Here is a 20211-nt window from a genome sequence, read left to right on the forward strand (position 1 = left end):
TTATGCACCTCCTTTAATATCTCTATTAAATCTATTTTGTTTAATTGATTTCGCCTCAAAAGCATTTTTTAGAAATTCTCCAATAGAATCGGGAATTTTTTTATCACAAGAAAAAATATCTATCGCAGCATATCCATACTCTGGCCAAGTGTGAATTGAAAAGTGTGAGGTAGAAATAACTGCGATGTAAGTTATTCCTATTGGGGAAAATTTATGGCTACATTCTTCTACTATATATGCCCCTATATCAGAAATAGCCTTATGTGCAATTTCTGTGACAAGCTCTAAATCATCTATCTTATTTTTATTACAATCGTACAAATCTAAAAATAATTGATACGCCATCTATTTCTCCTTTCAAAAATAAAATACAAAAATTTTAAATATTATAAATATTATAACATAGGAATTATACTAGGTTAATTGAAATATCAAATTTATATAAGCCTTAGTTTAACTAGATTGATAATAATCAATTATAGAACAGATTTATGCATATATAAAAAAATTGAATAAAAACTCATTACAAAATTCATTGATTTTTATACAGAAATTCAAGCTTTTGCTATATAATATAATTATGAATGTTAAATAATTGGAAAAATGTTGGGTATTAATAAAAAACGGATATATAGAATATTTTAAGAAAGAGTGGGCTATATTATGAATTTCAAAAATACTTTGGAGTTAAATCAGTCTCAAAAGCTGATTTTAACTACACAGCTAAAGCAATCTCTCGCAATCCTTAATATGAGTAGACTAGAAGTAGAAGAAGAAATCAGAAAGGAGTCTGAGAGTAATCCGCTTTTAGAAGCTGAAAAAAATGAAGAAGGAATAGATTGGGAAAAATATATAAAGCATATGGAGTCTATCAATATTAGACAGGACAAAAATGATGCACCGTACAGTTCTGAGAATGCTGTCGATTTTGAAAATATGATAAGAAGTACCAGTAATCTATATGATTATTTAATAGATGAGTTAAAATACTTTAAGCTTACATTTGAGGAAAAAAGAATTTGTAAATATATAATAGATAGTTTGGATGAGGACGGATACCTTAGAATAAACGATAAGGAAATTTACGACGCGTTGAGAGTAGATGCTAGTCTTTTTAGAAGATGTTTGGATATAGTTCAGCAGCTAGATCCACCAGGAATAGGAGCGAGAAATATTTCTGAGTGCTTAATACTTCAGCTTGAGAGAATGGGGATTTCAAATAATATAGTTGAAAATATAATTATGAATGACTTGGAGCTTATTGGAAGAAATAAGCTGAAAGATATAGCTAAGAAGTATAAGATAAGTATAGAGAAATGTAAGGAAGCTATTGAAATTATAAGACACCTAGATCCTAAGCCAGGAAGAGCTTGTTCAAATGATAAGTGTGTTTATGTACAGCCTGATGTTATTGTAGATAAGATTGATGGGAAATACATTGTACATACAAATGAAAAGGATGTATACAATATAAAGATAAATGATTTTTATCGGAATATGATGACAGATAAGGATTCTGACAAAGAAGCTAAGGAATTTATAAAGGATAGGCTAAATTCTAAAATGGTCCCTATGTCAAGGACATATATAAAAAAGTCTTAAGCAGCAAGCAGCTGACTTCTATATTGAATAGGAGTCAGCTGTTTTAAATTCCACTGACAACGATCATTATTATAATAATCCATATAATCATCTATTAAACTTTTTAACTCTTCAAATGTATTGCAACTTTTATAATCTATTTCATCTTTCATATGACCAAAGAATGACTCCTGCGGAGCATTGTCCCAACAATTACCTTTTCTAGACATAGATTGACCTAAATTATATTTTTTTAACAAGTTCTGAAAAATAGTACTTGTATAATGAACTCCTTGATCAGAATGAATAAATGCATCTTTATGTAATTTGTCTGAATTTGATAACATGAGATTGTTAATAGTTGAAATAACAATATCCATTTTTAAATTCTTCGATAAATGATACGATAAAATTTCATTCGTAGAAGAATCTTTTACAGTTGATAAATATGCTGTTTTCCCATTGCCGTACGGCATATACGTAATATCAGTTAAAAGTACTTTTCCTGGTATACCTTGTTTAAATTCTCTATTCAATTTATTAGGAACTGTGTGATGTTCTTTTCTTGCTTTTCCCATACGTTTAGCTGGATTTGACTCGCGAATAGGACATTTAATTCCATATTTTTTCATTATTCTTTGAATTTTTTTTCTGTTAAATATTATATTAAATTTACTTTTTAAAATCATTTTTATTGAACGAGAACCTTTTTTGTATCCTCTGAACTTATATGCTTTAAGAATTATTTCTTTTGCTTCTAAATCCTTTTCTTCTTGTTTGCTTATTACATTCTTGTTTTTTAAATAGTTATAAAATCCAGATCTAGATACTCCTGCAACAATACATAGATGTTTTATCATTTTTTTTAAACAATATTTATTTATTACATCATTAATTAATTTGAATATTTTCACCGAAGGTAGCTTATTATTCATCACCTGCCTTTCTTCGAAGTCTAGCTTTTTTACTAGTTCTAGCTCTGCTTTAAGATATGCTATTTCAGCATCCTTCTTATCTATTATCTCTTTATCTGTTAATTTTCTTTTTCTTGGTCTTCCAGAATTATTAACTCTAGAATCATCTAGTCCCAAAATACCATTTTCTTTATATGACTTTCTCCATCGCTCGCTAGCGCATTTAATACGTTTTGCACCTATGATGTTAGTGTCAAAACCTGCTTCTTTAAATATCTGTGTTGGATTTTTTCCCTTATTGTATTCTGTTATGAAATGTATTTTAAATTCATTTGTATATGTTATTGATTTACAGCTTACATTCTTTACAAATGGATTTTTTGATAGCTCTAATGTTTCTTCTTTACTAAATTGTTTTTTACTCATAAATTACTCACCTCTATATTAAAATTATACAAAAAAAGAACCTATAGATGAAACACCTTTTTACAAGTGTCCATTCTATAGGTTCCATTTTATTCTGCAGCGACTCTTATTAAAAATATAGAGAGTAGAAAGAGCACAATTTTGAGAATTGCAGAGGCTATTATAGATGAGCAGCAGGAGTTTATCCAAAAAGGTGAAAAATATATCAAACCTATGAAGATGAAAGACATTGCAGATAAGCTTGAGATTCACGAATCTACTGTCAGTAGAGGGGTGAATGGAAAGTATATGCTTACTCCATTTGGGCTTTATGAGTTTAAATTCTTCTTCAATGCAGCTCTAGAAACTGATAATTCATCAGACGGAGCATCTAGTGCGGGAATTAAGAGGGATATTAAAGACATAATAGATGGAGAAAATAAGAAAAAACCTCTTAGCGACGATGCTATTTCTAAGATGTTAAAAGAAAAAGGCGTGAGTGTGGCTAGAAGAACTGTTGCAAAATACAGAGAAGAACTTGGAATACCGTCTTCAAGTAGAAGAAAAGAATTCTAATATTAGAAATATAAAATTAAAAAATAGAGAGATTAAACCTCGTATGTTGATTAGATAAAAAATCAATGTACGAGGTTTTATTTTTTGTAAAATAAATACAATTATTTGTATTGAAATGAAATAATAAAATGGATAAAATTCTTATAGAGGGTCAAATTTGCTCCCACAATATTGTATAGATTATATAAAAAATACTATTAAATTTTGGTTAAAAAATTTGAATCAATTTGAGGAAAAAATTGGGAAAAATTTAGGGAAAACGGTTTGAATAAACGTTAAAATTCTAATATTTTTGATATATCGTTTTCTTTTGCAAAAAAACAAAAAACTTTTAATAATTTTCAAAAAAAGTATTGAAATATTGGAGCAAATCTTATACAATAAAATTAACTTGTGGGACTGAAATAAACATAGGGGACAAAAAAAGTCCCAATCAGAAAAGCAAGAAGGAGTAATTATGAGAAAGTTGATAGAGATACAGAAAAAGCTCATCCCACATGCGATAGAGCTTATGGAAAGAAGATATATAATACTCAGACAAATATCTGTTAGTCAGCCAATTGGAAGAAGAACTCTTTCAAATCGCTTAGGAATAAGTGAGAGGGTTGCAAGAACAGAGACAGAATTTTTAAAAGAGCAAGGTCTGATAAATGTAGCTGTATCAGGAATGACTGTAACAGAAGAAGGAGAAGAACTTCTTAAAAAATTAAAAGATGTTATGGTCGATATAATGGGTATAACAAACCTTCAGGAACAGGTTAGAGAAAAGCTTGGAATTAAGAAAGTTGTAGTTGTCCCAAGAAACTGTGAAGATGATGAAACAGTTTTAAGAGATGTAGCTAAGGAAGGTTCAGAGTACTTCTTAAGTGTATTAAAAGATGGAGATAAGGTAGCAATAACTGGTGGAACAACGATGCTAGAATTTGCGGATTCTGTGAAAACAGAAAAGAAATTCGAAGATTCATTAGTAGTTCCTGCTAGAGGAAGTGTTGGGACAGAGGTTGAAACTCAGTCAAACAGCATAACAGCTAGATTAGGAAAAAACATCCATTCAGATTATGAACTACTTCATATCCCAGATGAGCTTGGAGAAGATGCTATGAGAACTTTAGCACAGATTCCAGATATAAGAAGAACATTAAAGCATATAACAGAAACTGATATATTAGTTTTTAGTGTAGGAAGAGCTGATGTGATGGCAGAGAGAAGACATCTTGATGAAAATCTTAAAAAAGAGATTCTTGATAGCAATGCAGTCGGTGAAGCTTTTGGTTATTACTTCGATAAAGATGGAAATGTGGTACACAGACTTAGCACAGTAGGTATAGATCTTGATACCTACTCAAAAGTTAAAGAGAATATTTTGATATTCGCCGGAGTCGAAAAAGTAGAGGCTTTTATGGCAATATCTGAAATAAACAAGAACTTAGTTCTTATAACAGATGAGCTTAGTGCTCAGAAAATACTTGAATATAAATAAGTATATAATTACGGTAAAGCCGCAAAAATAAAATTTTTAAATTACTTTAGGAGGTAGCGACATGGTAAAAGTAGCTATAAATGGTTTTGGTAGAATAGGTAGATTAGCATTAAGAAAGATGATGGAACAGCCAGAAAAATTCGATGTAGTGGCAATAAATGACTTAACAGATGCAAAAATGCTTGCACATTTATTCAAATACGATACAGCACAGGGAAGATTCAACGGTGAAATAGAAGTTAAAGAAGGTGCTTTCGTAGTTAACGGAAAAGAAATACAGGTAACAGCTGAAAGAAATCCAGAAAACTTACCTTGGAAAGAATTAAACGTTGATATAGTTCTTGAATGTACAGGATTCTTCACTTCAAAAGATAAAGCAGAAGCTCATATAAAAGCAGGTGCTAAAAAAGTTGTTATATCAGCTCCAGCAACAGGAGATTTAAAAACAATAGTTTACAACGTAAACAGTGATATATTAGATGGTACAGAAACAGTTATATCTGGTGCTTCTTGTACAACAAACTGCTTAGCTCCAATGGCAAAAGCATTAAACGACAAATTCACATTAGAAAAAGGTCTTATGACAACTATACATGCTTACACTAATGACCAGAATACATTAGATGGCCCTCATCCAAAAGGTGATTTAAGAAGAGCTAGAGCTGCAGCTGGAAACATAGTTCCTAACACAACTGGTGCTGCAAAAGCTATAGGTTTAGTTATACCAGAATTAAACGGTAAATTAGACGGAGCTGCACAGAGAGTTCCAGTAGTAACTGGTTCATTAACTGAATTAGTTTGTACTTTAGGTAAAAAAGTTACAGTTGAAGAAGTAAACGCAGCAATGAAAGAAGCAGCTAACGAATCATTCGGATACAATGAAGACATGATAGTATCTTCTGATATAGTTGGTATGAGCTACGGATCATTATTCGATGCTACTCAGACAAGAGTTATGGAAGTAGACGGACAGCAGTTAGTTAAAGTTGTTTCTTGGTACGATAACGAAATGTCTTATACTTCTCAGTTAATAAGAACATTAGGATACTTTGCAGGATTAAGCAAATAATTTAAAATTGTTAACCTATATACACTTTATAATATAAAACTTGAATACATTTAAACCTTAATATGATGTATGTACCCCCATACATACAGAGTTATTAATGTACTTCAGACGAAAAAAGTCCTAGTTTGTAGTTTTGTTACTGCGGACTCGGGCTTTTTTTGTAAATACGGAAAATAGAAATAATGTACATAAAATATAAATAATATGGTATATTTATAATAGGGAAGTGTGATTAAGTCATACTTTTAAAAAATACTTCAAATAAAAGGAGAAATTACTTATGTCAATGCTTAACAAAAAAACAATCGAAGATATACAGGTTGCAGGTAAAAGAGTATTAGTAAGATGCGACTTCAATGTGCCTCTAAAAGACGGTGTAATAACTGATGAAAACAGATTAAACGGTGCACTACCAACAATAAAATACCTTATAGACCACAATGCTAGAGTAATACTTTGCTCACACTTAGGTAAACCAAAGGGAGAAGCAAAACCAGAATTATCTTTAGCACCAGTAGCAAAAAGATTATCTGAAATGTTAGGACAGGAAGTAAAATTCGCTGCAGATGACTGTGTAGTTGGCGAAAATGCTAAAAAAGCAGCTGCAGAAATGAAAGACGGAGAAGTAATACTACTTCAGAACACTAGATATAGAAAAGAAGAAACTAAAAACGAAGAAAACTTCTCAAAAGAATTAGCATCACTTGCAGAAATATTCGTAAACGATGCTTTCGGTACTGCTCATAGAGCTCACTGCTCAACAGTAGGTGCTGGTGAATTCTTAGAAGAAAGAGCTTGCGGATACTTAATACAGAAAGAATTAAAATTCTTAGGAGAAGCTGTTGAAACTCCAGAAAGACCTTTCGTTGCAATATTAGGTGGAGCAAAAGTTTCTGATAAATTAGGTGTTATAAACAACTTATTAGACAAAGTAGACACACTTATAATAGGTGGAGGAATGGGATATACATTCCTTAAAGCTATGGGACATGAAATAGGAAACTCACTTTGTGAAGAAGATAAAATAGATTACGTAAAAGAAATGATGGCTAAAGCTGAAGCTAAAGGTGTTAAATTATTATTACCAATAGACGTAACTTACGCTGCTAAGTTTGGAGAAAATGAAACTCCAATGATATCTGAAGGAAGAGATATACCAGCTGACTGTGAAGGTCTTGATATAGGACCAAAAACTGCTGAATTATTCGCTAATGAAGTTAAAGCAGCTAAAACAGTTGTATGGAACGGACCAATGGGTGTATTTGAATTCAAAAACTTCGCAAAAGGTACTGAAGCAGTAGCAAAAGCTATGGCAGAAACAGAAGCCGTTACTATAATAGGTGGTGGAGACTCTGCAGCAGCTGTTAACCAGATGGGATTCGGAGATAAAATGACTCACATATCTACAGGTGGTGGAGCATCTCTTGAATTCTTAGAAGGAAAAGAATTACCAGGTATAGCTTCTTTAGACGCAAAATAAGAAGAATATACTATAAAATAGATAAAATTTTGGAGGAATAAAAACATGAGAAAACCTATAATAGCAGGAAACTGGAAAATGAATAAAACTATAAAAGAAGCTTTAGAATTCGCTGAAGCAGTTAAAGGAAAAACTTGCCCAGATAAAGCTGAAGCAGTTATATGTGCACCTTTCACATTATTAAAAGACCTTAAAGAAGCAGTAGTAGGTACTGATATAAAAATAGGTGCTCAGAACATGCACTTTGAAGATAACGGAGCTTTCACTGGAGAAGTTGCACCAGCAATGCTTAAAGAAATAGGTATGGACTATGTTATAATAGGACATTCTGAAAGAAGACAGTACTTCAACGAAACTGATGAAACAGTAAACAAAAAAGTATTAAAAGCTTTAGAAGTTGGTATAGATCCAATAGTTTGCTGTGGTGAAACATTAGAAGAAAGAGAAGCTGACAAAACTAAAGATGTAGTTAAAGTTCAGGTTGAAGCTGCTCTTAAAGATGTAGCTAAAGAAGATTTAGCAAAAGTTGTAATAGCTTACGAACCAATATGGGCTATAGGAACTGGAAAAACTGCAACTTCAGAACAGGCAAACGACGTAATAGCTTATATAAGAGAAGTTGTTAAAGGATTATACGGAGAATTAGCTGAAGAAGTTAGAATACAGTACGGTGGATCTGTTAAACCAGCAAATGTAGCTGAAATAATGGCACAGAGTGATATAGATGGTGCATTAGTTGGTGGAGCAAGCTTAAAAGCTGAAGATTTCCTTGCATTACTTAACTTCTAATTAATACTATTAGATTAATTACGATAAGTGATAGATTTAAGAGTATAGTTTTAAGGAGATATAAATATGAAAAAACCAGTAGCATTAGTAATAATGGATGGATATGGATATTCTAAAGAACACGACGGAAATGCTATATACACAGCAAAAACTCCAAACTTAGATAGATTATCTACTGATTATCCATGCACTTTAATGAGAGCAAGTGGGCTAGATGTAGGTCTTCCTGATGGACAGATGGGTAACTCAGAAGTTGGTCATACAAACATAGGTGCAGGAAGAATAGTATACCAGCCACTTACAAGAATAACAAAATCAATACAGGACGGAGATTTCTTCACTAATGAAGTTCTTTGTCAGGCAATGGAAAACGCAAAAGAAAATGCACTACACATAATGGGATTATTATCTGATGGTGGAGTACATTCTCACATAGAACATTTAAAAGGTCTTTTAGACATGGCAGCTAAAAAAGGAGTAGAAAAAGTATATGTTCATGCATTTACAGATGGTAGAGATACTGATCCAAGAAGTGCAATAGGATATGCTAAAGAAACTCTTGAAGCTATGAAAGAAGCTGGTGTCGGTGAATTTGCAACAGTATCAGGAAGATACTATGCAATGGACAGAGATAACAGATGGGAAAGAGTAGAACTTGCATACAATGCAATGGTTAAAGGTGAAGGAAACAAATCAGAATGTATATTAGATGCTATAGAAAAATCTTACGCAGATGATATAAACGACGAATTTATAGTACCTACAGTAATCGAAAAAGATGGTAAACCTGTAGCTACAATAAAAGAAAATGATTCTGTAATATTCTTCAACTTCAGACCAGATAGAGCAAGACAGATAACAAAAGCAATAGCTGTTAAAGATTTTGATGGATTCTCTAGAGAATTCTTCAATACATATTTCGTATGCTTAACTGAATACGATGCAGCTATAAACGATGATGTTAATGTTGCGTACAAACCTGAAACTCTTGTAAATACACTAGGTGAATACCTAGCTAAAAACGGAAAACTTCAGTTAAGAGCAGCAGAAACAGAAAAATATGCTCACGTTACATTCTTCTTCAACGGTGGTGTAGAAGAACCTAACGAAGGAGAAGACAGATTATTAATCCCTTCTCCAAAAGTAGCAACTTACGATTTACAGCCAGAAATGTCTGCAAACGAACTACTTGCAAATGTAGAAGAAAAATTAAACGAAGATAAATACGACTTCATAGTTGTAAACTTCGCAAACCCAGACATGGTTGGACACACAGGAAGCATGGACGCAGCAGTAAAAGCTGTTGAAACTGTTGACAAATGTGTTGGAGAATTAGCTGATAAGATAATAGCAAAAGGTGGAAGCTTAATAATAACTGCTGACCACGGAAATGCTGAACTTATGACAGATCCTGAAACAGGAAAAACTGTAACAGCTCATTCAACAAATCCAGTTCCATTTATAGTAGCTGGAGAAGAATTTAAAGGAGCAAAACTTCTTGACGACGGAAGATTATCAGACATAGCTCCAACAGTACTTGACATGATGGGAATGGAACAGCCAAAAGAAATGACTGGTCACACTCTAATAGTTAGATAGTATTTTTTAGTACTGATTAATTAAAAATAATAGATATTGATATCTTTTCTGAGTATGGATTACATAAAAAATATAATAAAATAATAAAACTTTAAAATTTATCCATCAAATAAATTTTGTCTGTACACAGAGTAAGGTTAATATATACGGATAGAGTCATTGCAATTTGCAGTGGCTCTTTTTCTTTTGTTAAAAATGTAAAATTTATTATCCAAGTTTATAATTTGTTGAAAAATAGGAAAATAAGTTCGGATTAAGTTAGTGACAATATAATTACAGATTATTCTCTACTATTGTGTTAAAAACAAAACGATGATAACATAAAAACACCTAAAAGACGTCTTAAAAATAAATTTTAAGGAGTGAAAAAAATGATAAACTTCTCTAAAAAAATGTATAGTAAATTATCTAATATAATTGTACTTATAGGTGTATTGTTAGTTTCGTTTATTTTATTTGGAAGTGCATTCAATCATCTTGGAATTGGCGATTCAATCCTCACAATATGGGGAGTATACTTAATAATTTTAGTCGGCTATCTAGGAACATCTGGAGTAATAAGAAAAAGCGTATACCCAAAAGAAACAAACAATAAAATATGTCTGACTTTATGGATACTAGGATTAATTACAGTAATAATGTATATATTTGGAATAAAGGTATCAAATATATACATAATAATAAACATTGCTGTGAATGTATACTTAGATCATAAAAATAAGAAAATGAACGAATAAAAAACTTGAGAACATTACATTGTTCGACAATATATAACGGTTTTCATTATACAAAAGGAAAAGCAATTTTATAAAATAGAATGAATTAATTTACAAAATAAAAATAGCAAGATAAATAACTACTACTCTAGCGACACTTGCGAGTTACTCCAGTTATAAATATATAAAAATAAGATGGCGAAATTTTTATCGGCAATCTTTTTAAATTGAAAATTATAAAAAGAGTTGAGTATATTATATTGATGCGACAATCTGGAGTTGATTTCGACCTTAGATTCGAACGGAGTTCGAACAAGAGAAGAAATCGACGAAGCCTGGAGCAAAATATAATATATCAACTCTTCTTTTATGGATAAAATAAAAAGATGCCGATAAAAAATCGCCATCTTTTTTATATATTCTTATAACATTGATTTTCCTGAAGCCATTCTTCCCGCAATTCTTCCATAGAATAGTGCTCCACCAATTGATGTTCCACAAGTTGGATATTCTGTTCCATACATACCAGTTCCTGCAACCTCTCCAGCTGCGAATAATCCTGGTATTGGATCACCATTATTATCTAAAACTCTTGAAGATAAATCAGTTTCAAGACCACCAAAAGTAACAGTTACACAAGGATGTAATCTAAGTGCAGCAAATTTTGGTCCTTCTATTGGATGAAGGAATTTAGCAGGTTTACCAAAATCTTCGTCTTCACCTTTTTCAACTAATTCGCAATATCTATCATATGTTGCTCTTAAAGTTTTTGGATCTATATGGATTTTTTCAGCTAATTCTTCTATACTATCTGCAACTTTATCTCTGCTAACACCATCTAAAGCCTGTTTAAATCCATACTGAACACCACCATAAGGCTCATTTCCACTAGTTATATACCAACCGCAGTTGCTGTTAGAATTTGCAATAGCGTCTGAAACGTGGTACTGATAGCTCCATTCATTTACAACACGCTCTCCTCTTTCATTAACAATTAATCCAGATTCGTCATTTATACCTATTCCACAAGTTAAACTAGTATATACAACCTGAACACCTGGATGAACTAGGTTTTTAGCTCCTATATTTTCTGCAGCAACTAGACCTTCACCAGTATTGCTCTTTGGAGCAGTAGAGAAGTAGTGTGCAACTGGATATCTTGAACACATTTCTTTGTTTCTAGCATATCCTCCAGTAGTGATTATAACAGCGTCTTTTGCGTAAACAGTTAATTTTGAGCCATCTAATTTATCGCACACAGCACCGACAACTCTTCCAGTTTCGTCAGTTAATAATTCTTTTAAAGCAGTATTGTAAATTATTTCTCCATTTAACTTATCTACATAGTGGTGAGTCATTGGAGTAGTTATTTCTCCACCTTGACCATTTGTCTGTCCACCACCGCCCATACTGTTGTGAACACGCCAAGGCTGAAGTGAAACGTGTATTGCTTCAACGTCCTGAACCTCGTACCCCATACCACATAGCCAATCTAAAGTATCATTTAAATTATCTACTAAGTATCTATTTTTAGAAGGGTTCATGAAATCTCCACGACGATTACCAACTTCCATTAGATAGTCGTAACAATCTTCTACAGTATCGTGAATTCCCTGTTTTTTCTGCCATTTTGTACCACATCCAAGAAGTTTTCCTCCTGAACGAGCAGTAGAACCACCTGTGATCCCTTGTTTTTCTATAAGTACAACATTTTTGCCTGCCTCTTTAGCTTCAATTGCAGCAGCTAAACCACCTGCTCCAGCTCCAAAAACAGCTATATCTACATTTAATATCTCATCTTTTGCTTCCTCAGTTAAAGGATATGGAACATTTTTTAAAGCTTCGATATCCTCGTCAGTAGCACCGGCTTCTTTTAAAGCACTTGCTACAGCGTCTAATATAGCTTGACTTGTAAGGTCTGCACCATTAACAAGAGGTATATTAAGTGATTGGAATTCTATAATCTGTGGTGGAATTACTTCTATTGGAGATGTTGGAAGATCCCAAGCAAGACCACGAACTTCTTTGTGTTTAACTATCTGAATATCAGATATTTTGTCTTCAGTTACAGTTACATTAACTACTAATTTTCCTCGATAACCACGAGCAGCACCTTCATAAGTGCCTGGAATATAATTTGCCATCGAAAAATCCTCCCTTTACAATACAAAAAAATAATACAATTCTTGTTAAAAATAAAACTATTTCTACATAATTGAGTATATAAGAAGGATTTTAAAAAGTCTATGTTGCAATATTTTGAAAAAATGCTATTTAATAAAAAAGATAGAAAATGTCATATAATGTATGAATATTTTAACAATTTTTGTCGCAGTAAATTATAACCAAATGTAAAATTTGTGACGTATATGTTGTTGAACTTTTTTAACAGAAGTAGATAATTTTTGAATTAAAAATTATTATTCAAGTTTATAATTTGTTGAAAAATAGCGAAATATATGTTACACTAAAATGTAAGAATATATTCGATAAACAGGAGGGAACAGTATGGTTAATGTTTTAATGGCGTTACAGGTTGCACTTGGTATAGCTTTAATAATAGTTATAATGCCACAGGAAAATAAAACTGCTATGCCTTCTCAGTATGGAGCAGAAGGAAATCAGACATACTTCAAACCAAAGGGAAAACAGGCATTTTTAAACAAAGTAACTAAAGTAGTGTCAGTTTTATTCTTTTTAAATGCACTAGCATTAATTATAGTTACAAAATAGTCTGCAACCGGCCATTGTCAGACTAGAGGATTTTAAAATTAAATTTAATTTTGAAGTAGAAGATACCGTTGATGTTGTTAGAAATCGACGGTATTTTTATATAGAAAGTAAAATTTATATTGTTAGTTTAATAAAAAAACTAATCTTGATAATTATAGTTATTCAATAATTATAAAAGATTATAAAAGGAAGAGTATAAAATAAATAACATATATAGTTTATCACATAAAAAATATAACTTTAAATATTATATATTTTTTTTATTATATTTATATAAATTACTACAAAAGTAATTGTGAAATTTTGTGTTAAGTTTTAATTTTTTGTACATCCTATAGATGAAAGGTATTTTTGAAAATAATAGAGATTAATTTTTATTATTCTAACATTTATTAAGTTGCTAATAGTATTTATAATATTAATGAGTAACAGTCAGTTTTTTGTCTATTGTTATTAACTATTTTTATAATAATAATCTTGAGTTATGTATTTGTTTTGAAATTATTAACGATTTGTTTGGCACTGTAGATATATCGATTATTATATTTTGTTATAACATATATAATGCAAATTATGAATTTATTAATAGAATCAATTAAAAAAATTTAGGAAAATAAACTAGGATTAGGTGAATATTTGCATTTGCAATGGAATATACAGGTTTGTAAGATTGGCCTGGACTTTTAAAGGCAAATATGTTAGAATTTACAAGTAAAAATATCAGAAAGGAGTTGAAAAAATGCCATATGCTGTAGATTTATTTTGTGGTGCGGGGGGATGTTCTGAAGGGCTTATTCAAGCAGGATTTCATATTTTATTTAGTTCAGATATTAGTGAAATGGTAGAAGTTACATATAAAAATAGACATGAGCAACTCGGTTTAATTCAGGGCAAAAATACTTGGTTTGAACGTTCTGATATAAGAGATTTAACTGGAGAAACTATTTTTAAATGTATTGAAAGTCTTGATATTTTTAAGAATCAAAAAATACCAGAGATTGATTTACTAATAGGTGGACCTAGTTGTCAAGGTTTTTCAAGAGCTGGCAGAAGAGATAAATCTGATCCTAGAAATATGTTGTTTGGTGAATATGTCCGAGTTGTTGATGAAATAAAGCCAAAATATATTGTTTTAGAAAATGTAGAGGGTTTTGCAGATATGCAATTCATGGGATATGTTGGTATTACAGGAATAGCTTATCCAGATGGAAGTGTTACTCCAGATATTCTGAGAAGAGAGTTGAATGAAATAGGGTATGATACGTTAGAACCCAGAATTCTTAATGCTGCAGATTATGGTGTTCCACAAAGACGAAATAGAATTATTTTTATAGGATATAAAAAAGGTCTAAAACAACCACAGTATCCAGAACCTACAGTAGCTCCAGAGAACTATGTTTCTCTTCAAGAAGCTATTGGTGATTTAATAACTGATGAGAAACAAAGAGATTTAGTGAACAAAGAATTATCCCAGTATCAAATAGATAGCATTAATGGAAGAACACCAGGAATTGATGGTAAAACTATTCCATCAAAAAAAAAGTTGAATATAGAGTTGTCAAAGCAAACGGATATTGTAAGGGAAAGATTCAGTTTGTTTGAACCAGGTGAAACTGGAACAGTTTTAAAAAAAAGGATTATGGAAAAAGGTATTGATATATCCGACAAACCAGCGTTAATAAATCTTTGTTGTGAAAAATTAGGTATGAATAAGAATAGTGTTATAGAATTGTTTAAAAAAAGAGGTTGCTCTAAGGAACAGGTAGAAATTCTACTTACTAAAAAGAATATTAGACAGAGATTTTCTCCAACACAACCATCAGCTACAGTTGTAACGATTGCAGATGATTATATTAGTCCATGGGAACCAAGAACCTTTAGTGTTAGAGAAATGGCAAGATGTCAATCTTTTGATGATTCATTTGAATTTTTAGGAAAGCGTACAACTGGAGGATTATTACGAAGAAAAGAGATACCCCAATACACTCAAGTGGGCAATGCGGTACCACCATTGTTAGCTAAGGCAATAGCCTTAGAAATAAAAAAAGTATTATAAAAAAAATGAGGATAGCTAATGTCTATCCTCATTTTTTTATAATACTTTTTTTATTTCTAAAATATTGAAGTGATTAAAGCCGGTAATAATGATAGTTAAATGCCGATTTTAATAAGGTGAAATAGTGTATATTAATTATTAGGAGGTAAGTAATATGCCAGAATCAGATTACAGAAAATTGTTATTAATAATTGGTAATAATATCAGTATCGAACGAAAGCGACAGGGATTGAGTAAAATAAAGCTAGTTGAAAAAGCAGAATATTACCGTGTTGGATTGAGTCGTTTAGAAAAAGGTGAACAGGATATACAGCTAAAAACTCTTTTAAGAATATCAAAAGCTTTAAATGTAAATCCAGCGAATTTATGTACAAGGTCCTTTGAAAGGGAAAGGTCAGGCTATTTTGAGGATGATTATTTGCTAATTTTTGCGGATAATATACGAAATCGTCTAAAAAAACTGAATAGATTGGAATTAAGTATTAGTAGCAAAGGCTACGGAATAGATCAAACAACTATAAGCAGAATTTTAAAAGGTAAAATAAAAAATCCGAGAATCTCAACAATGAATGAGCTAGCCTATGCTGTAAGTAGTGATCTCTCGGTGTTACTAAAAAGAAATAATTAAGGAGGAAATAAAATGATATTTATACCCTATACAGATGAAAAAGAAGAAATAATGAATATACAGAAAATCCAGAATAGTGAATATGCTATTGTGCGTATGACAAATACCATGATGAGAAAAAATAATACAGACTGCAATGGCTTTTTTCGAACAATGTTGAAAAAAATGAATATTGTAGATTATGAAAAGTTAGATCACGGAAAAGAAAATGGTGTGATGACACAAGCATTATTTATATTACCTGAATATTCAAAATTAATTGATATGAATTTTTATATTGTCAATGGTAAACGAGGTGATAGAAGATGGTCTTTTTATGGTTTGTCGAAGTGTTGTCGTGAGGGTGAGATATGTGAGGGGGATTTAATATATTTTTCTACATATGAAAAAGTAGATGGTAAAAAGTGTTTATTTATAATCAATTTGACACGCAATACACCTAGTATTGATTATATTTCTAGTCAGATAGGTATTGATACAGTAAATCAGGCTTTTGATATGATAAAAGATGACTTAAAAAGAATTGTTCAAAAGAACACTTTTGTTCCTAATGTAAAAGGAAAGGGAAAGGAATCTCCCAAAGATGTTGGTGAGACATTAGAACATGAAATGAAAGTTGAAACTAATAACCGTAAAGACGGAGATATAGAAGGGGTTCTTGAACTTAAAGGAAAAGGTAGTAAATCAACTAAAGATACGTTACTTACATTGAGACCATCATTTGAAGGAACTTATATTGAAGAAGTGGAACCCAATGATAAACATAGAGTTAAGGTATTTCCTTTGATTTATGGATACGATTCAGAAAAACATCCTAAATGCAAAGATTTATATATTACTATAGGTTGTCAAGATGCGCCTCAGAATAAGCACGGATTTTATTTAGTTGTAGATGAAGTAAAAAATATTGTAAAGCTTATGGGACCTGGACGAAAGACTAAAAAAGATGAAATGACAGCATTCTGGACATTTGATGCATTAGAAGAGGCACTCAATAAAAAACATAGAGCAACTCTATGGATTACTGCAGATAAAAAAGTTATCAACGATACTGTGATGTATAATTACAAGCGTATTGAATTTTCTAGATCACCAAAATTTTCTACATTTATTTCACTGATTAAGAGTGGAGAAGTAACTTATGATTGGAGAGGTCATACATCAACTAGTGAGAAATATGTAGGTGTAAACAAGGGAAATGCTTGGAGAATAAAACCGAGATCTCGTAAAGAATTATTTGGATCTTTGGAAGTAGTTGAATTTGAATAATAATTAATATAAAAGATTTTAGCTATGAAAAAGTTTGGAGATTTTGTTTAGTCGCTGTACAGAAGTATACAATCTTTTGTATCAAGGGTTTATGAATTGCTGAATGCTATATTATGCTTAAATAATAAATCAGATTATTTAATATTAAAAAATTATATAGTTATATATGTTACAGAGTACATATAACTAACTAATATAATAGTATAAAATAGGTAAAAAAAATAATTTATATTTATTCATAATCAACAGATTATTAAAAAATAATCAAGTGAATTTTAAAAAAGATATTAGTAATATCAATGAAATATGATGTGAAATTAGAAAAATAGTTTTTATGATTCTAAGAATAACAACATAATATTTAATTTTAGCGAATTTAAAATAGTATAAAATAGAAAGCACTCAATTTAGTTTGGGTGCTTTTTATTTTAAAAATATTTATGATAAAATATATTAAAATCTTAAAAATTGTTATATAATATTGAGAAATAACAAAATAAACAAGAAATAAAAAAATTCCCTAAAAATTTAATAAAACAAACAAAATAACACAGATTTAGCCTAAAAAAAGTAAATAAGGTGTATAATATAGTAAACATCAATAAAGATATATATGTAGTAAATAATATAAATTTAGAGAAAAAAAGAAGGAGGTATAACTATGATACCTGGATTAAAAGAACAATTAGTAGGTTTAATAAACGAACCTGGATATGTTCCACTAAAAATGGAAGAACTAGCAAAAATATTTGACATACACACATCAGAAAGACCAATGTTCTACAACTTCATAGAAGAATTAGAGCAGGATGGATATGTAGTTAGAACTAAAAAGAACAAAATAATGTCTGCAGAACAGGCAGGACTTTTTGTAGGAAAGTTTGTCGCACACGAAAAAGGATTTGGATTTGTTGAGTCAGATGAAGAATTTGTTCAGGACTTATTCATTCCAGCTGACTATGTAGAAACTGCAATGCATGGTGATAGAGTAGTTGCTGAGGTTGTAAAGGAAGCGACAGATGAAAGAAGAGCAGAAGGAAAAATACTTAGAATAGTTAAGAGAGAAATAACTGAGGTTGTAGGTACTTTCCAGAAATGCGATGCGAGATTTGCATTTGTCGTTCCAGATAGCAAAAGACTTACAAAAGACGTATACGTTCCAAAATCAGGATTTAACGGCGCAACTACTGGGGACAAAGTTGTCTGCAAGATAACTTTATACCCAAGAGCTGGCAAAAAACCTGAAGGTGTAATAACTGAGGTTATAGGGAAAAAGGGAGATAGATACGTTGAAATAGACTCTATTGTAAGGGCAAATAATCTACCTGATGATTTCCCTAAAAAAGTTCAGAGAGAGGCAGAACAGATAACTGCTCCAACAGAGGCTGATTTTGAAGGAAGACTTGATTTAAGAGATTGGAATATATTCACAATAGACGGTGACGATGCTAAGGATTTAGACGATGCTGTTTCTGTTGAAAAATTAAAAAATGGAAACTACAAACTTGGGGTACATATAGCAGATGTAAGCCATTATGTAACTGAGGGCAGCAAAATAGACAAAGAAGCACTAAAAAGAGCGACTTCAGTTTATCTAGTAGATAAGGTAATTCCAATGCTTCCAAAAGAATTATCTAATGGTGTCTGCAGTTTAAATCGGGGCGAGGATAAACTTGCACTTTCTGTAATAATGGAAATAGACAAACATGGTACAGTTGTGGACCACGATATTAGAGAAACTGTTATAGACTCAAAAGCGAGAATGACTTACACAGAAGTGTCTGATATTCTTGAAAAAAATGATGAAAAATTATGCAAAACATTTGCTCATTTAGTAGACGATTTTAGAACAGCTGAGGAATTAGCTAGAATCCTTATGGATAAAAGAGATAGAAGAGGAGCTATAGATTTCAACTTCCCAGAATCTAAGATAGTACTTGACTCAGAGGGAATTCCTGTTGATATAGAGCCTTACGAAAGAAGAATAGCAAACAGAATGATAGAAGAGTTTATGCTTGTTACAAATGAAATTGTTGCAGAACATTTCTACTGGTTAACAATGCCATTTGTCTACAGAATTCACGAAAACCCATCTGATGAAAAAATGGCTACTTTAGGAAAATTCATATCTAGCTTTGGATACAAAGTAAATAATGGAAAAGATGAAGAAGTCCATCCAAAAGCATTACAGACTGTTCTTAAAAAGATAGCTGGAAAACCAGAAGAAAGTGCAATAAGTGCGATAATGCTTAGATCTTTAAGACAGGCGAGATATTCTCCAAACTGTGAAGGTCACTTTGGACTAGCAGCTAAATTCTACTGCCACTTCACTTCTCCAATAAGAAGATATCCTGACCTTCAGATACACAGAGTTATAAAAGAAGTGATAAATGGAAGAATGGACAAAAAAGCAAAGGCTCACTTTGAAGCAGTTGTGTCTTATGCATCAGACCATTCATCTGAACAGGAAAGAGCAGCAGATGTTGCAGAAAGAGAAGTTGACGATTACTATAAAGCAGTATACATGGAAAAAAGAATTGGTCAGGAATATGACGGTACTGTTTCTGGAGTTACAAACTTCGGTATATTTGTAGAGCTACCTAGCAGCGTTGAAGGTCTTGTAAGACTTGCCGATATGGGAGATGATTACTACAATTACGACGAAGAAAACTTCTGTGTTCTTGGAGAAAGAACTAAGAAAATGTACAAAATCGGTGACTCTGTAAGAATAAAAGTAGTAAACGTAGATATAGATAGAAAAGAAATAGACTTCAAGATACTTAAAAAATATTAAGTTATTAATTATAAAATAGTAATTAAATAAAAATACAATAAAAACAAATTTGTCTACTATACTTTTATAGTAGACAAATTGCTATATAGAGAATTATTTATAGTATAAACAACTAGATTTAA

15 protein-coding genes and 1 pseudogene are annotated in these 20211 nt (G+C 31.3%); 13 read left to right on the forward strand and 3 right to left on the reverse strand.

Annotated features, from left to right (window positions below; genetic code table 11):
* A complete protein-coding gene (gene speD / locus KGNDJEFE_RS03050; protein WP_006439746.1) occupies positions 1–345 on the reverse strand; it encodes an adenosylmethionine decarboxylase in 345 nt (114 codons plus the stop codon).
* Between the two features lie 318 nt (positions 346–663).
* Here speD and KGNDJEFE_RS03055 point away from each other — a divergent pair, with 318 nt between their 5' ends.
* Positions 664–1602, forward strand: coding sequence for an RNA polymerase factor sigma-54 (locus KGNDJEFE_RS03055; RefSeq protein ID WP_148881784.1), 939 nt, complete (start codon positions 664–666; stop codon positions 1600–1602).
* Here the strand turns inward: KGNDJEFE_RS03055 and KGNDJEFE_RS03060 are convergent.
* A complete protein-coding gene (locus tag KGNDJEFE_RS03060; RefSeq protein WP_148881763.1) occupies positions 1599–2921 on the reverse strand; it encodes an IS3 family transposase in 1323 nt (440 codons plus the stop codon). The genes KGNDJEFE_RS03055 and KGNDJEFE_RS03060 overlap by 4 nt on opposite strands.
* Positions 2922–3026: 105 nt before the next feature.
* Here KGNDJEFE_RS03060 and KGNDJEFE_RS03065 point away from each other — a divergent pair.
* The 7 genes and pseudogenes from KGNDJEFE_RS03065 to KGNDJEFE_RS03095 all read left to right on the forward strand — a co-directional run.
* Positions 3027–3476 (forward strand): annotated as a pseudogene (locus tag KGNDJEFE_RS03065) (RNA polymerase factor sigma-54); the annotation flags it as partial.
* A gap of 457 nt (positions 3477–3933) precedes the next feature.
* Positions 3934–4956, forward strand: a complete 1023-nt coding sequence (locus KGNDJEFE_RS03070; RefSeq protein WP_006439748.1) for a sugar-binding transcriptional regulator — start codon at positions 3934–3936, stop codon at positions 4954–4956.
* A 61-nt stretch (positions 4957–5017) separates the two neighbouring features.
* Complete coding sequence (gap, locus tag KGNDJEFE_RS03075) at positions 5018–6025, forward strand: type I glyceraldehyde-3-phosphate dehydrogenase (RefSeq protein WP_006439749.1); 1008 nt, start codon at positions 5018–5020, stop codon at positions 6023–6025.
* Positions 6026–6305: 280 nt separating this feature from the next.
* Positions 6306–7505, forward strand: coding sequence for a phosphoglycerate kinase (locus KGNDJEFE_RS03080; RefSeq protein WP_040410359.1), 1200 nt, complete (start codon positions 6306–6308; stop codon positions 7503–7505).
* Positions 7506–7550: 45 nt separating this feature from the next.
* Positions 7551–8294, forward strand: a complete 744-nt coding sequence (gene tpiA, locus KGNDJEFE_RS03085) for a triose-phosphate isomerase (RefSeq protein ID WP_006439751.1) — start codon at positions 7551–7553, stop codon at positions 8292–8294.
* Positions 8295–8360: 66 nt separating this feature from the next.
* A complete protein-coding gene (gene gpmI, locus KGNDJEFE_RS03090; RefSeq protein WP_006439752.1) occupies positions 8361–9893 on the forward strand; it encodes a 2,3-bisphosphoglycerate-independent phosphoglycerate mutase in 1533 nt (510 codons plus the stop codon).
* Between the two features lie 371 nt (positions 9894–10264).
* Positions 10265–10630 (forward strand): hypothetical protein, encoded by a 366-nt coding sequence (locus tag KGNDJEFE_RS03095; RefSeq protein WP_006439753.1) that lies wholly within the window; start codon positions 10265–10267, stop codon positions 10628–10630.
* A 401-nt stretch (positions 10631–11031) separates the two neighbouring features.
* On the opposite strand, the gene KGNDJEFE_RS03100 is transcribed toward KGNDJEFE_RS03095, so the two are convergent.
* Positions 11032–12753: an FAD-dependent oxidoreductase gene (locus KGNDJEFE_RS03100; RefSeq protein WP_006439754.1), complete on the reverse strand. Its 1722-nt coding sequence runs from the start codon at positions 12751–12753 to the stop codon at positions 11032–11034.
* Positions 12754–13117: 364 nt separating this feature from the next.
* Between KGNDJEFE_RS03100 and secG the strand changes: the two genes are divergently transcribed.
* The 5 genes from secG to rnr all read left to right on the forward strand — a co-directional run bounded on the left by secG (position 13118) and on the right by rnr (position 20089).
* A complete protein-coding gene (gene secG / locus KGNDJEFE_RS03105) occupies positions 13118–13342 on the forward strand; it encodes a preprotein translocase subunit SecG (protein ID WP_006439755.1) in 225 nt (74 codons plus the stop codon).
* Positions 13343–14081: 739 nt separating this feature from the next.
* Complete coding sequence (locus tag KGNDJEFE_RS03110; protein WP_006439756.1) at positions 14082–15398, forward strand: DNA cytosine methyltransferase; 1317 nt, start codon at positions 14082–14084, stop codon at positions 15396–15398.
* Positions 15399–15552: 154 nt separating this feature from the next.
* Entirely contained in the window at positions 15553–16026 is a 474-nt protein-coding gene (locus tag KGNDJEFE_RS03115; RefSeq protein ID WP_006439757.1) for a helix-turn-helix transcriptional regulator, read from the forward strand.
* Between the two features lie 12 nt (positions 16027–16038).
* Positions 16039–17295: an MvaI/BcnI family restriction endonuclease gene (locus KGNDJEFE_RS03120; RefSeq protein WP_006439758.1), complete on the forward strand. Its 1257-nt coding sequence runs from the start codon at positions 16039–16041 to the stop codon at positions 17293–17295.
* A gap of 661 nt (positions 17296–17956) precedes the next feature.
* Complete coding sequence (gene rnr / locus KGNDJEFE_RS03125; RefSeq protein ID WP_006439759.1) at positions 17957–20089, forward strand: ribonuclease R; 2133 nt, start codon at positions 17957–17959, stop codon at positions 20087–20089.
* The last annotated feature ends 122 nt before the right edge of the window (positions 20090–20211 follow it).

This window comes from Peptacetobacter hiranonis (assembly GCF_008151785.1).
Classification (GTDB): Bacteria; Bacillota; Clostridia; order Peptostreptococcales; family Peptostreptococcaceae; genus Peptacetobacter; species Peptacetobacter hiranonis.

Excerpts from the sequence above, each read along its gene's own strand:
- KGNDJEFE_RS03095 (WP_006439753.1), top strand. The coding sequence starts at position 10,265 with ATGATAAACTTCTCTAAAAAAATGTATAGTAAATTATCTAATATAATT.
- KGNDJEFE_RS03080 (WP_040410359.1), top strand. The coding sequence starts at position 6,306 with ATGTCAATGCTTAACAAAAAAACAATCGAAGATATACAGGTTGCAGGT.
- KGNDJEFE_RS03100 (WP_006439754.1), bottom strand. The coding sequence starts at position 12,753 with ATGGCAAATTATATTCCAGGCACTTATGAAGGTGCTGCTCGTGGTTAT.
- KGNDJEFE_RS03060 (WP_148881763.1), bottom strand. The coding sequence starts at position 2,921 with ATGAGTAAAAAACAATTTAGTAAAGAAGAAACATTAGAGCTATCAAAA.
- gpmI (WP_006439752.1), top strand. The coding sequence starts at position 8,361 with ATGAAAAAACCAGTAGCATTAGTAATAATGGATGGATATGGATATTCT.
- KGNDJEFE_RS03055 (WP_148881784.1), top strand. The coding sequence starts at position 664 with ATGAATTTCAAAAATACTTTGGAGTTAAATCAGTCTCAAAAGCTGATT.
- speD (WP_006439746.1), bottom strand. The coding sequence starts at position 345 with ATGGCGTATCAATTATTTTTAGATTTGTACGATTGTAATAAAAATAAG.
- KGNDJEFE_RS03115 (WP_006439757.1), top strand. The coding sequence starts at position 15,553 with ATGCCAGAATCAGATTACAGAAAATTGTTATTAATAATTGGTAATAAT.
- KGNDJEFE_RS03120 (WP_006439758.1), top strand. The coding sequence starts at position 16,039 with ATGATATTTATACCCTATACAGATGAAAAAGAAGAAATAATGAATATA.
- gap (WP_006439749.1), top strand. The coding sequence starts at position 5,018 with ATGGTAAAAGTAGCTATAAATGGTTTTGGTAGAATAGGTAGATTAGCA.
- rnr (WP_006439759.1), top strand. The coding sequence starts at position 17,957 with ATGATACCTGGATTAAAAGAACAATTAGTAGGTTTAATAAACGAACCT.
- tpiA (WP_006439751.1), top strand. The coding sequence starts at position 7,551 with ATGAGAAAACCTATAATAGCAGGAAACTGGAAAATGAATAAAACTATA.
- KGNDJEFE_RS03070 (WP_006439748.1), top strand. The coding sequence starts at position 3,934 with ATGAGAAAGTTGATAGAGATACAGAAAAAGCTCATCCCACATGCGATA.
- KGNDJEFE_RS03110 (WP_006439756.1), top strand. The coding sequence starts at position 14,082 with ATGCCATATGCTGTAGATTTATTTTGTGGTGCGGGGGGATGTTCTGAA.
- secG (WP_006439755.1), top strand. The coding sequence starts at position 13,118 with ATGGTTAATGTTTTAATGGCGTTACAGGTTGCACTTGGTATAGCTTTA.